A 13,868-nucleotide genomic window follows, 5' to 3' on the forward strand; every position below is an offset into this window, starting at 1 on the left:
CTCTTCGATTGTCTATTGTAGTCAGAGTTTTTGCTTACGGATTATTACTGATTTTTCAGAACGAAGCTGAACACTTTGCAGTTTTTTCTCAGTGCTACTACTGAGATGACAAAAGCGAGTTGAGTAGTGATAAGTCTAACGGTATACTGCGCCTATAAGGATGATAATGGAATAAACCCCAGGAAATATCGCCCCCTGCCGTGAAGTTGTACCTGACACAATCCGCCGACATCTACTCGCTCATCACTCAACTTGCCTCTTGTAAAATCCTCTGGCTGGACACTGAAGTCGCTGACTGGCACACCCCTAATCCAAGACTATCCTTAATTCAGGCGTTGACAGAGCCGACCGATTTGATTGGCGAATCTGCTTATATCTTAGATGTTTTAGATAAGCCTAAATTGGTAACCTATTTTGTTAATCAAATCATGGCAAATCCCAATATTGAAAAAGTCTTTCACAATGCTAGTTTCGATGTAAGATACCTAGGAGGTAAAGAGCAAGTTAAAAATGTAACTTGTACATTTAAAATGGTCAACAAATTGACCAAAAAGAGCCGACGTAATCTATTAAAAATATCTAACAAAAAACTTAAAACATTAGCTGTGGAACTTTGTCAATTTTCTAATGTAGATACAGAGGAACAGCAAAGCGACTGGGGGCAGCGACCCTTAACTGAAAAGCAGCTACAGTATGCCAAGATGGACACGGTTTATCTAGCTCATGTTCATCGCCATTTACTAGCCTTAAGTAAGGGTTGATCTACCCCGCTTGGTTCAGTAAGTTGCCCGGTTTGAGGAAGTTAAATTCCCAACCACCACAGCAACACTTGAGCCATGAGAATTTTGGCAATCATTGCCGTGGGCATAATTGAAACATAAGCCGTATTCGGCGCTTCGGACTTGGCTAAATTCCCGATAAAACTGAGAATCGCAGGCTGAGTTTGCCCACCCGCCAGAGTTCCCGTTGCCGTCACCCAATCTAGCTTTAGCACTAGGATGGAACCACCAAGCAAAACGAGTGTGGAAACCAGCGTAATCATCCCACCAATCATCAACAGTAAAACACCGTTATTCGCCACCGCGTCTACAAAATGTCCGCCGGACTTAATCCCAACTGCACTAAAAAATAAGACAAGTCCAAATTCGCGGAATGTAGTACTAATTTCAGCCGGTAAATCCCAAATAATTGGGCCAGTTCTCCCCCGCCATCCCAGGAAAAGAGCCGCGATTAAAGGGCCACCAGCAAGTCCGAGACTCAGCCTCAAATTGCCCGGAAGTACAATCGTCGCACTACCCAGCAAAACTCCAATCAGAATTCCCAGAGAGAGTGAGAGATAATCTGTTTCGCTGAGGGCGTGCAATGAGTCGCCTAAATACTTCGTTAAGCCCGGTATATCATCCGTCTTCGCCACCACACGCAAGCGATCGCCTCGTTCCAGTACCGTGTTATCCGTTGGTACAAAATCTACATCCCCTCGGCGGATACGTGTGACAACCGCGTTCCACTTCTGTTCAATCCCACTTTCACAAAGTTTACGACCCACTAGCCTTCTATTCGTGAGCAGGATGCGACGATAATCGACTTGATCGCGCCGCGATTCAGGCCCCGGTTGTAACACCACTTCGATGCCGCCGAGTGCCATTGCCTGAGCCACGTTCTCGTCTGTACCGACAATGCGAACAATGTCCCCAACTTCCAATTGTGTGTTGGGTGTTGCCACACTTACATTCTCCTCGTGTTGCACTCGACTCACTCTGACACCCAGCTTTGCTAGGGGCGAGTCGTGAATGGTGACTCCAGCCAATTGAGGCGAGATAATTTTAAGATTTCGCGCCACAGGCGGTTCAGTTTGGTTTCCGCTTTCTTGTTCGGCACGCTGAGTTTCTTTTTTGATATTCACATGCTTGAACAACGCAACAAACTCTGCGATCGCGATCGGCATAATCACAGCTAACGGATAGGCAACCGAGTAACCAATCGTGAGAAACACGCTTTCCGGCTTTCCTCTGAGCATTTCAGTAGCAGCAGCGAGTGCAGGCGTGTTCGTCAACCCACCACAGAACAACCCAACGGCGATCGCAGGATTGACGCCGAACACCTTCACCGCAAGCTGCGCTATTGTCGCCCCAGCGATAACCGCTACCAGTGCCAACAGCGCCAATGCCAGTCCGCGCCGTTTCAGAATTCTAAAAAATGCCGGCCCCGCATGGAGTCCGATGGTATAGACAAACAAGAGCAATCCAAGTTGGGAGACGATTTCAGGCAGGCGGAATGACTCTTTCCCCCATGCACCCAGCGCAATCCCGACAAACAGCACCGATGCCATACCCAAGCCAATACCTTTCACCCGAAATTTGCTTAAGAGATACCCCAAGCCAATCGTTAAGAACAGAAGCATAATCGGCTGATGCGCGAGAAACTCCCGAAGGACTTCAAACATAAAGGACTTACCCCGATGTGCTACAGCTAGGATGAGCATTGCTCACTCTAACTATCATGGTTAGTCTTGGGAATTTAATCCGGCCTCAGGCAAATTTAATGATGACACAACTTACGTTTTTTCATTCATCATTATGTGTAATATCATTTCCATTTTCCTCAGAATTCTTCCAAAACCTCTGCGTACCTCAGCGCCCCCCTCTGCGTTCTCTGCGTTAAAAATTAGCTGATCAAAACGAATTAAATACCACCCGTCCATCTAATTTTTGTAGCAAACTTGGCCCAACTCCTGACACCCGATCAAAGTCTTCTAAAGAAGTAAACGGCTTCTGCTGCCGTGCGGCGATGATTTGCTGTGCCAGTTTGGGGCCAACTCCCGGCAAAGTCACTAATTCTTCCAGCGTTGCAGTATTCAGATTAACCAACTCTCCAGTCGTTGGCGCATTCTTCTCTTTCGCCTCAGTAATTTGAGGACATTCTTGCTTTTGTGCCTGAATCTTCTGCTGAACTGCCAACGGGACTCCCAGCACGGCTTTAGCATAGAGGCGTCCAAACTCCCGTTCAAAATGGGCGGCAACCATTGAGCTATCAATCACTAATAATGTCTCATCATTGTGGGTATTCGCTGCCTCTGACCAATTGTGAGAACCGGTAATCACCGTTTGACCATCTACAATGCCAAATTTGTGATGTAAGACATCCCCCTTGGGTAACTGGGGAATGCCAATGGTGGCAACGGGACTTTGCCAAGGACGGTTATTAACTTCGTATACACACTTGTTGGCTAAAGACACTCCCAGCATATCCAGTGCCTCACTGTAATAGCGATAGGCAAAACCGGGGTCAATTAACCCTCGTACCTGAACACCTTGTTGATGGTTGGTTTCCAGGAGGTTAGCGAGGGACTGTTCGGAGAAGACAAACAAGGCTAAATCAACAGTTTTAGTCGCCGTACTCAGGGTTTGACCAATTAAGCCATTACTCGTCTGACTCCAAGGCTGAGTGGCAGAGGTTGGGGAAAACTGCACGGTAACGGTAGTGGTTCCCAGTTTGACTTGCTGCGCTGGGCGAAAGGGTTTTTTGACACCAAACCGACTATCCGGCTTACCTCCAGGGCCATCCCCCCACATGAAGTTAAATTCTTGGGTAAACAGCTCGGCTAACTGGGAATCTTCGATTTTTAACAGGTTATTAGCATTACCACGAGTTTGTGTATTTGTCAAATCCCCATGCATATCACTGGTGGTGAAATTCGCAGAGGTAACAATCAGGGTGCGTCCATCAATGACGACAAATTTATGGTGCATCAAGCCACTGCCTTTGGAACCATCAGCGGTATCGTCAAGGATGGGGATTTTAGCGTTTCGTAACATGGCGATCGCATCCCTTTGGTTAATCTCATCCGGAGTGAGTTGATTATCCCCATTTCGGTCGATTAATTTCACTCCCTCTTTGTAGCGATCGCGTTCTCGTGCCGGAAGTTTGGCGACTTCAGCAGCAGTGAACTCACTCCAAGGGCGATTGTAGGTATTTTCCAGAATGACTTGGACTTTCACCCCAGCTTGGTGACGTTGAACCAGTGCTTGGGCGATTTTGGGTAAACGTAACTCTTGAACGGCAATATTTACGGTAGATTGAGCGGTGGCGATCGCCTCTACAATTTGTTGCTCTAAATCATCTCCCGGTCGAGTTACCTGCCGATAAGGCTCTGTGTATTCACCGGATTCAGCATGATTAAAGTAAACTTGAACAAACAGGTCTTGAGGTAGGGGAGCTTTGCGAGGAAGCTGGGACTGAACTCGCTGACAAGCCGACACCGTCAGCGTTAGAAAGAAGGTTATCCCAAGACGGCAAAGAGTTTGAGACAGTAAATGCAAGGGTTTTTCTGATCCAAGAAGATAACAGTGGTATTCAATTAGTGTTCCCTGTTTTCCGATCACAACAGTCAAAACATTGTCACTGTTGAACTAACATAAATTTCAAGCGGACTAATGTTCGCCTCTTAATTTATTAACTTAATTCGAGGAATTGCTCACACCGTAGCAGTATTGCGAAGTTGTGGGGCGAGACCCCCTATAACGTTATATGTCAAGAAGAAAAAAGACCTTTCTGTGTGGTCATAAGGGGTATGGTCAATCCTGCCACCGATGTGAGCAACAGCATAGAGTACGGGAAGAAAAAAGACAACAAAAACAGGAGTGGGAATCCACCTTTGCCGCAGACCCGATTGATTTAAAAAATCTTCCGGCTCATGTGGTGGTTAAAGCCCGTATAATTATCGCTGGCCTCCAGAGTCGCAATAATTATAGAGAGTATGGGGGAAAGCGGCTCCGCCATAACCGTTGGATTATTAGTATTCCCGTTACCCGGAACTACCGTATGATCTGCCATGACCAGGGTAGTCTGTTGGTTCCCCACGCCGTCTTGTCTCACGAAGATTACAACGTGGATAAACCAGGCTGTTAGCCAATCCCTGAGAGTTCTTAGATAACCAGGCATCGGGTTTACAGACAAACATTAATCTTCATATAAGCACAATAATCTTAAGGGGTGGCATCAAGACTATATCCTGGGAGAATAGATAGCCCATTGGCTGAAAGACCATGCAAATTTATCTAGACTACAGCGCTACAACACCGCCGCGTCCAGAAGTCATTGCCACGATGCAGGATGTCCTCACCCAACAGTGGGGCAATCCATCCAGCTTACACGAGTGGGGGCAACGCGCTGCAACGGTGGTGGAGCAGGCGAGAATGCAGGTGGCTGGGCTGATTAATGCACCCGCAGAGTCGATCATCTTCACCTCTGGGGGTACGGAGGCGAATAACCTGGCAATTATGGGGGTGGCAAGAGGGTATCGAAAGCCACAGCACATAATTATTTCCAGCGTTGAGCATTCGGCGGTGGCAGAACCCGTGGGATTGCTGGAACAGTGGGGTTGGGAAGTGACACGGCTGCCGGTGGACAAAGATGGACGAGTGAACCCCAACGATTTAGAAAACGCCTTGCAACCCAATACGGTGTTGGTTTCCATCATCTACGGTCAAAGCGAAGTTGGCACGTTACAACCAATCCATACCCTCGCTCAAATCACTCGCCAAAAAGGCGTTTTGTTTCACACCGATGCAGTGCAGGTGGCTGGACGCTTAGCGATCGATGTCAAGGAACTACCGGTGGATTTATTATCCATGTCGAGCCATAAGATTTATGGCCCCCAAGGTTCAGGGGCATTGTATATTCGTCGTGGCGTCGAGTTAGTGCCCGTGATGTTGGGTGGGGGACAAGAATTGCAACTGCGATCAGGTACGCAGGCGGTGCCGATGATTGCGGGTTTTGGCGTCGCTGCCGAACTCGCGGCGGCAGAAATGGCCACGGAAACCTCTCGATTGATGAGATTGCGCGATCGCCTTTTTGAGCAGTTGAGTGACACCCCAAACCTCATACCCACGGGTTCCCGACTTCACCGCTTACCTCATCATGTCAGCTTTGCGGTCATCGGTGATGGGAAAACGGTGACCGGCAAAACCCTCGTGCGCCAGCTCAATTTGGCTGGAATTGGCATTAGTTCCGGTTCTGCTTGTCATAGTGGCAAACTCAGTCCCAGTCCGATCCTCAAGGCAATGGACTACAGTGACGCCGTTGCTTTGGGAAGTATCCGCCTCACCTTAGGGCGAGATACGATGGAAGCCGATGTGGACTGGACAGCGATGGTACTCAAGCAAGTGTTAGCCAGACTCATACCAGAACTAGCTTGTGCTAGGTGTTGAATCAATTAATTAAGAATGGGGAATAGAAGGAATTAGTTGTTAGTTAATACATCATGTGTTGAATCGCTAACAACTAGCTTCTTCTTCCAATGATCCATGACTTATTAGACTTATTAGACAAAGCTTCTACTCTTCATTAATTATCCCTTGAGCGTCCTGGGTAGCTGTACCCCAAGCGTAATCACTCTGGCTACCATAAACAAGGACATGGCTAACCATAATAAGTGACTACTGTGAAACAACCAAGCGGCGATCGCACTTGGAGCAAACCCCAGCAACGTAGCGGTTAAGGCAGCACTACGAATCGTTGGCCCCTCTGCTAAACCCAAAAAATATCCATCTAAAATAAAAGCAATCGAACCAAACCCTAAAATGGGCAGTAACCAAGAAACATACTGATCGAGACTATCAATAACTTCCGTATGATTCGTTAGCAATCCAAATAAAGGTTCCGGAAATAAAACAAATACGAGAGCAAGACTAAGACCTAAAACTAAACCGGTTCCCCCAGAAATGCCAACGAGGGAGGTAAGCTGCTCATTATCTTCTTTCCCCCGATAAATGCCTGCTAAGCTCTCCGTAGCGAAGGCTAATCCATCAATAAAGTAGATGGCTAGAGTCACAACCTGTAACAGCAAAGCATTTTCCGTTAACATCATTGTTCCCATCGCCGAACTTAAGTTAGTGAAGATGGAAAAGGTCGAAAGAAAAGCAAAAGTTCGGATGAAGATATCTCTATTTAGTGCCAAAGCCTCTTTCAATGCGGATAAATCAAAGAGTTGTCCCGCTACGCCTCGGATCTCTTTCCAACGAACTTCTCGACAAATGAAAATTATTCCGATGAGCAACATCAGATATTGACTCATCGCTGTGGCAAAACCCGCTCCCGCACTTTCCCACCCCAATCGAACAATTAATAAGTAATCCAGCAGAATATTGGCGGCATTCCCAACAGCCGATAAAACCAAAACCTTGCCGCTTTGCTCACGTCCCAAAAACCAACCGATGAGGACAAAGTTCAGCAGAGTCGCTGGTGCTGCCCAAATTCGAGCATCATAATAAGCTTGCCCTGAAGCTTTAACATCTGATGTGGCACTGAGTAGGGCAAATCCAATCTCTTGTAGGGGGTACTGCAAAATTAAAATCATCATGCCTAGTCCCAGCGCCAATATCCCATTCCGTAAACCCGTGATTAATACCCCTTGTTCATCCTCTCGTCCCACCGCTTGGGCTGTCATCCCCGTGGTACTCATCCGCAAAAAACCAAAAGTTCGGTAGATATAGTTAAATAAAACGGTGGACAGAGTGACCCCAGCTAAATGACGAATATCTCCTAAATGACCCAAGAATGCCACACTGATTAAACCCGCCAGAGGCACCATGAGATTGGACAAAATATTGACGCTCGCCAATCGAAAAAAGCGAGGGAGAAAATCATACCGATCAAGGGTTGTAATCAACATATCCGGGTTAATTGGAGGGAATGGAGAGCGGCTAATACTCAAACTTTAACAAATTTTAACAATTAATGAATAGCTTACGGTTTTCAACTAAACCATTGCTCACTTGTTGGCGATTCAGCCATTGCAGGTGATACTACTTTTAGTAGCCAATTTAACAATGAAGTAAAAAAACGATTATGGCAGAGCTTCCTAAAACCCTTGAAGAAGCCATCACCCAAGCCAAAGAGGCAACTCAATCCGCTTTAAATGACGGTCGTACCCGGTTGCAAGTGGAACTGGTATTTCCAGAAATTGCCCTCCAAGCTCAGTCGATCGCACAACAATTTATTCCCTTGTTTGAGGAGTATGGCTCAGGGTTAAAAGTCTTGTTTCCCGATACCGGTGCAGCGGCTCTGGCTCGTCGGGATTGGGGTGAGGTACCCTTTAAAATCAGTGATGTCGGTACTTCCCGCTCACCCATCACCAACAAAATCCAGGCAGAGGACAAGGCGTTCTTGCTCGTTGCACCTTCGGCAGTGGAAGTGGCTCAAGTGGAAACCCTCTGTAATTTGGCCGGCGATCGCCCCTGTGTTTTACTCAATCCCCAGTTAGAAGATATCTCTATTGTTGGGATTGGCATGGCGGCACGTAAGCTGCGTGAGCGATTGCTCAGTACCATCGAGCCTTGTTACTACCTCCGACCCATCGATCCGGCGGCGATCTTGCGCTCATACCCTGGACTGTGGCAAGTTTGGCTAGAAATCGATGATGAGTATCAGCTCATTGCTGAAGAGCCACAAAGACCTGCCGGAGACGCTCTGGAGCTAATTCTTACCAAAGCGATGGGTAGTAGCGAGACGGGTGAAGGCGAAACAACAGCATCTGCCATTAAAAAACCTGGGTTACTGACCAATCTCCAGCGCTTCTTGAATGCACTGAGTCGATGAAGGCTGTTTCAGATAAGTGTGACAATTTCCAGACATCTTAGGAAAATGCAATAATAGGAAGAAAACAGGAATTTCCGGTTGAGGGTGCAACAACCGACGTATATCTTTCCCTGGAAACATCAGATGAATCCTTCGTGTGAGGAGAGTGAGCCAAACCTAGCCAGTAGGGAGGCTTCTCTCCAAGCTTTTTTTAATCTTTCTCTAGATTTGTTGTGCGTCCGTGGCAAGGATGGTTATTTCCGGGAACTCAACTGTGTTTGGCAAACGGTTTTAGGCTGGACACTGGAGGAATTGCGATCGCGTCCTTGGTTAGATTTTGTCCATCCCGACGATGTTGCCTTCACCTTTGAGATGGAGTGTCAATGTCATACTCTCAAGGCAAGCCATACTCCGATCCAACTGAAAAATCGCTACCGTTGCCGAGATGGCAGCTATCGTTGGCTGTCTTGGCGCTTATCCTCCTATGAAAACGGCTTCAGCCATGGCATCGCTCAAGATGTCACAGAAAGCAATTGGGGAGGCAGTGGCGCGTATCGCACCCGGTTACAGGAATCGGTAAAGTTACGGGATCAGGCGATCGCGGCTAGCCGTGTCGGAATTGTGATTGCCGATACTCGATTACCGGGTATGCCGTTGATTTATGTGAATCCTGCCTTTGAGCAAATCACCGGTTACTCTGCCGCTGAGGTACTCGGTTATAACTGTCGTTTTTTGCAAGGCAAAGAAACCAGTCAGCCTGCTGTGGCACAACTCCGTGCGGCGATTAAAGCTGGAGAACACTGCGCGGTTACTCTACTGAATTACCGGAAAGATGGAACCCCCTTTTGGAATGAACTAACGATTTCACCTATTTATGATGAAGACAAGAAATTAACTCATTTTGTGGGGATTCAATCGGATATTAGTGATCGCATCAAAGCCGAACAAGCCCTACGTTTGGAACAACAAAAATCGGAACGGCTATTATTGAATATTTTGCCTAAGCCGATTGCTGACCAATTGAAACAGTTTGAAGGTTCATTGGCTCAACAATTTACTGAAGCCACTATTTTATTTGCTGATATTGTCGGCTTTACTCCCCTAGCCGCTCAAATGTCCCCTTTAGAATTGCTCAATCTGTTAAATCAGATATTTTCAGTTTTTGACCAATTAGCAGAAAAGCACGGGGTTGAGAAAATTAAAACTATTGGTGATGCCTACATGGTGGCTGGCGGATTGCCGGTACCAACGGATAATCATGCAGAAGCGATCGCTCAAATGGCTTTGGATATGCGGCAAGCTATTGGGAAGTTCCAAACCCAACAAGGTAAATCCTTCCAAATTCGCATCGGCATTAATACTGGGCCAGTTGTAGCGGGTGTGATTGGGATTAAAAAATTTAGCTATGACTTGTGGGGTGATGCCGTTAATGTTGCCTCCCGGATGGAATCATTGGGATTGCCTGGAAAAATTCAAGTTACAGCTATTACCAAAGAGCGTTTGCAGGATAAGTTTGTATTTGAAGAACGGGGTGCGATCGAGGTTAAGGGCAAAGGGAAAATGATGACTTATTGGCTAATCGACAGGAAGAGTTAGTTGTTGCTTTAATGTTCACTTCAACTCCCCCTGCCCCTCTTATGAAGGGGGGAGCAAGAGAGAATAAGCTAAAGTGCATTTAACTTGTACATTTTAAACCAGGATAAAAACGCTCAAATCCTCACCCAAGCTCCCCAGCTCCCCTGCCCCCCCGCAGCCTCAATAGACAAATTAAATGCGTAACAGCTTATGTGACAAACTCAAACCCAATTGGTATTACTCAGTCGTATGAAGACGACTTGAGCTATTAGCCAGGAATTAATTCCCTGGCGGGTTATTGCGACTGCTGCAAGATGTGAGAATACCCTATCAGTGCGATCGCTAACTTCTGCGAGATGAAGTTTTCCGAATAATTTCCAGCAACCAAAACAGCAGAGTTGCACTAATCGCAATCATCACCCAAACCCAAGATTTCCAAACAACAATTGCTACACCCGCGATGGCAACCAGGAGTAAAATGAGCTGAAACAGTAAGAAAATCGGTCGATATTTAGACGTTTGAACTGCTAAGGGGCCTGTAAATTGCAGCCACCCATAGAATAGTTGTAGCGACTTATCGAAAATATTATAGGTGAGACTTTTCCGTAAGATTGAGGCGCGCTTACCTAATGCCGTTAAGACGACATTTCTCAAAACTAGAGCAAACTGGGTTAAAATATTCGCCAAGATAATGCGCGGAATACTATCGAACACCGTCTCTTGACCCACATTATATTTTTCTCGAAAAAATCTCTCACTATTCCCCTGGGATAAATTGATAATGGCTTCCTCTGCTAATCTCGCAGCAGCTAGCGCACTCACGCGGCGCTCAAAGTACCCGGCGACTGGATAATATTGAGGTCTTTCTTCCTCCTCAATACGAGTTAATTTACCTTGATTGCTAGCTGAAGTATTAGGTTTGAGTCGCTGTCGGTTCCAATTGAGTTGCTCGGCAATTTCATCTTGGAGAACGTTCGATAAATCGGCACTTACAATTTCGCGATGCCCTTCCAATACTAAAATTCTTAGTAATCCATCAATCGTCAATTGAAGTTGTTGTTCCGTCAATTTTTCGGGGTACGCTAGTTTCTTAAGATAGCTAATAATTGGGTTTCGTTGGGTTTCCAGAATATTTGGCAAGGACTCATCCAACAAAAATTCTAAATAATTATCGGTAAAAGATTCAAACTCTAGCGTCCCTCTGCGGCAGTTACCCTGACGTTCTAAAAATTCTGGAAATTTTTTCACGGATTCAGGGGTTAACAGGGCTTCAAAAATCCGGTTGAGTCCATCCAAGCGTCCCCAGAGGATATCATTAGAACGCCAAGATTTCTTAAAAAATCCACCAAAAGCAAATAAGGTATCTCCCGCCAATTTATCTTCTAGGGTTTTCCCTTCTCCTAATCCCAGTTTCGCATCATTGGGACTGATCCGAATCGTCTCAATCAGCTCCTTTTCCGTTAAATTCATTAGGTATTCAAAGGGATACAATACTTTATCTAAATACCTAAATTGTTGAAAAGAAGCTAGGATTTCTTCCTGGGCAATTAACTGACTGGTTGCAATTAAACTTTCTGATGCTAGTTCTACCTTGCGTAAAATTGTTTCAAAATACTCATTTTCTTGATAGTCATAATTAAAGGCAGAATTTTTCCAAATCCGTTGTTCAATCTCCTGTTCGCTTTGTAGCTTATTAATTTTTTGTTTAAATTGCAGCAGAATGGAAGAAATCCGGCTTTGAGATAACCATTCGTTATAAAATGGCTCCGTAGCCTTTAAGGGTAAGTTTTGGAAAATATTGGCTGATACTTCTTCTAAATCAGAACCTGTATCGGGTAAAAAGTTATCTAATCCAACAGCATCCAGTAAAAATCGGTGAAGTCGCAGCAAGCGCTCATAAAAAATACCGCGCATCTGATTATCTGGCTTGGATTGTGCCAGCAATTGATAAAATGAATCACTGACTATCGGTTTACTTAATAACTGATTTAAAGCAGCGCGAATCACTTCTAGTAGTTTGATTTGACGCGATATGCTCTCGGATAAATAACGAAGTTTTTGATACTCGATTAAATTGGACTCTGTTTCCAGGCGTTGGCAAAGAATTTGGATTAGATAAAAGTGCTTTCTTAAGCTATATTCAATATCTAAATTACGAATTTGTTTCTCAAACGCTTGGCGAATTTTATCTTGTTTTGCCTTTTCTTTTTCCCCTGTAATTTGGTCGGTTAAAATATTAGCGGCTTTATCTAAATAAGCCTTTTTTTCAGAATTTATTCTAAAATCTTGCTCCATTCTCAATACTAGAGGCAGGACGCGATCGCGCAAGCTAATCAAACGACTTCGCAAATAAATCGTCTCTTCAATATCGATCGCTTCTAGCGTTGCCATTGCTGAATCAGTGGGAGTCTGGGTATCGGCAAGCAGAGTCTTGTAACGCCTCACCTTCTCATTATGACTTTTGATGGCTTCTAAATCATTCCCAATACTTTCATACATAGGTATTCCGATTAAAGACTCTTGGAGAATCTGTAAAGTATTGGGCTTCTTTATATTCTTAAAATCATCCTCATCAATAAACCGATCTGGACTGGGATCGATATAAAATAATTTGCGATCCACAGGACGGTTGATTGTGCGATAGTACATCTCCTTAATGGTGTAACTAAATGGACGATTGTCCAATACCCCGCCATCTATGAAATATAATTGATACCCTGGAATTTGGGGATGATTGACGAACTCACGTTGATCAAGTTGCCCCCACTCTACTAACTTTTGATCAATTCGATTATTTCCTTTTAATTCCACTTCGACAACCGGAAAAGCCACGGGGAAGCAAGAAGTAATTCGACAAAGTTTAGCCAAAGCTTGGCAAGTTTCTTCTGGAAAAACTGGAATTAAATCCTGGTTATTTTTAAGATTAAAAGGCTCCTTTCGACCCCGGCGATGTTTAAGCTGAAACACAGCTCGATGGTCTTTAATCTCAATTACACTTCCCGTATCATCAAAAGTTTTATAAATTCGTCCTAAAACATCTGTTCCTGTCACAAACAAATCAAGTTCATTAAAATCAGATACCCATTCACCAGGAGGAGCAGAACGCTTATTGTAATAGCCCTTTTCAAAGGCTTCTTTGAGCTGATTTTGATAGTAATCTTCTCCATTTAAAACTGACTCAACTTTTGTCCCAGTCGCACTCGGTTCCCGCAGAAGTTTAAGGATATCGCCACTTTCTCGCCAAATATCAGCAAAATCAGCAAAGTCAACCACTTCCCTTAAATTGCTGTTTGCCAAAGCGTAACTGAGAAGAACACCATTAATTCCCCCGGCTGAAGTTCCCGATATAATATCGACAACAATATCCGAATCGGTAAGGGCTTTAATCAGTTTATAGATGCCCCGACCGCGTACAGCATTATAAAATTCCCGACAGACTCCATTCATGTAAATGGCGAGTGAAACCCCGCCATAAACAACCAGTCCTAAGCGAATTTCTCGACGAAAGTTGGGTTTTTTAAAGGTGTAGTCAGACATGGATTCGCTTTGCAATTGCCAAGAAAGGGTATTTTATTTTTCTCCAAACCCAATCTTGACATTAAACACACATCTTTTACCATCCCCCTAATACCCCCAATGCCCCAATGCTCCAATGCCCCAATGCCCCAATGCCCCAATGCCTCAATGCCCCACTCCTAGTGTGGAAGGTCAATGAA

General features: G+C 45.1%; 8 protein-coding genes and 2 pseudogenes. 6 read left to right on the forward strand and 4 right to left on the reverse strand.

Annotated features, from left to right (window positions below; translation table 11 throughout):
* Nucleotides 1-206: 206 nt before the first annotated feature.
* A pseudogene (locus MIC7113_RS17210) lies at nt 207-752 on the forward strand (DNA translocase FtsK); the annotation flags it as partial.
* A 50-nt stretch (nt 753-802) separates the two neighbouring features.
* Here MIC7113_RS17210 and MIC7113_RS17215 read toward each other — a convergent pair.
* A complete protein-coding gene (locus tag MIC7113_RS17215) occupies nt 803-2,482 on the reverse strand; it encodes an aspartate:alanine exchanger family transporter (RefSeq protein WP_015183440.1) in 1,680 nt (559 codons plus the stop codon).
* A gap of 190 nt (nt 2,483-2,672) precedes the next feature.
* A complete protein-coding gene (locus tag MIC7113_RS17220; protein WP_390463799.1) occupies nt 2,673-4,319 on the reverse strand; it encodes a DUF655 domain-containing protein in 1,647 nt (548 codons plus the stop codon).
* A gap of 208 nt (nt 4,320-4,527) precedes the next feature.
* Here MIC7113_RS17220 and MIC7113_RS34815 point away from each other — a divergent pair, with 208 nt between their 5' ends.
* Both MIC7113_RS34815 and MIC7113_RS17230 read left to right on the forward strand, forming a co-directional pair.
* Nucleotides 4,528-4,908 carry a DUF7682 family zinc-binding protein gene (locus MIC7113_RS34815; protein ID WP_015183442.1) on the forward strand — a complete coding sequence of 127 codons (381 nt, stop codon included), beginning with the start codon at nt 4,528-4,530 and terminating at the stop codon, nt 4,906-4,908.
* A gap of 137 nt (nt 4,909-5,045) precedes the next feature.
* Nucleotides 5,046-6,209: a cysteine desulfurase family protein gene (locus MIC7113_RS17230; protein WP_015183443.1), complete on the forward strand. Its 1,164-nt coding sequence runs from the start codon at nt 5,046-5,048 to the stop codon at nt 6,207-6,209.
* Nucleotides 6,210-6,349: 140 nt separating this feature from the next.
* Here the strand turns inward: MIC7113_RS17230 and gntT are convergent, their stop codons facing one another.
* A complete protein-coding gene (gntT, locus tag MIC7113_RS17235; protein ID WP_015183444.1) occupies nt 6,350-7,672 on the reverse strand; it encodes a guanitoxin biosynthesis MATE family efflux transporter GntT in 1,323 nt (440 codons plus the stop codon).
* Nucleotides 7,673-7,848: 176 nt separating this feature from the next.
* Between gntT and MIC7113_RS17240 the strand changes: the two genes are divergently transcribed.
* The 3 genes and pseudogenes from MIC7113_RS17240 (at nt 7,849) to MIC7113_RS17245 (ending at nt 10,173) form a co-directional block, all read left to right on the forward strand.
* Entirely contained in the window at nt 7,849-8,598 is a 750-nt protein-coding gene (locus MIC7113_RS17240; RefSeq protein WP_015183445.1) for a DUF1995 family protein, read from the forward strand.
* Nucleotides 8,599-8,721: 123 nt separating this feature from the next.
* Nucleotides 8,722-9,093 (forward strand): annotated as a pseudogene (locus MIC7113_RS39260) (PAS domain-containing protein); the annotation flags it as partial.
* Nucleotides 9,085-10,173: an adenylate/guanylate cyclase domain-containing protein gene (locus MIC7113_RS17245; protein ID WP_226883690.1), complete on the forward strand. Its 1,089-nt coding sequence runs from the start codon at nt 9,085-9,087 to the stop codon at nt 10,171-10,173. The pseudogene MIC7113_RS39260 and the gene MIC7113_RS17245, both read left to right, overlap by 9 nt.
* Nucleotides 10,174-10,494: 321 nt before the next feature.
* On the opposite strand, the gene MIC7113_RS17250 is transcribed toward MIC7113_RS17245, so the two are convergent.
* Entirely contained in the window at nt 10,495-13,689 is a 3,195-nt protein-coding gene (locus MIC7113_RS17250; protein WP_015183448.1) for a patatin-like protein, read from the reverse strand.
* Between the last annotated feature and the right edge of the window lie 179 nt (nt 13,690-13,868).

Source organism: Allocoleopsis franciscana PCC 7113 (assembly GCF_000317515.1).
Lineage (GTDB): Bacteria > Cyanobacteriota > Cyanobacteriia > Cyanobacteriales > Coleofasciculaceae > Allocoleopsis > Allocoleopsis franciscana.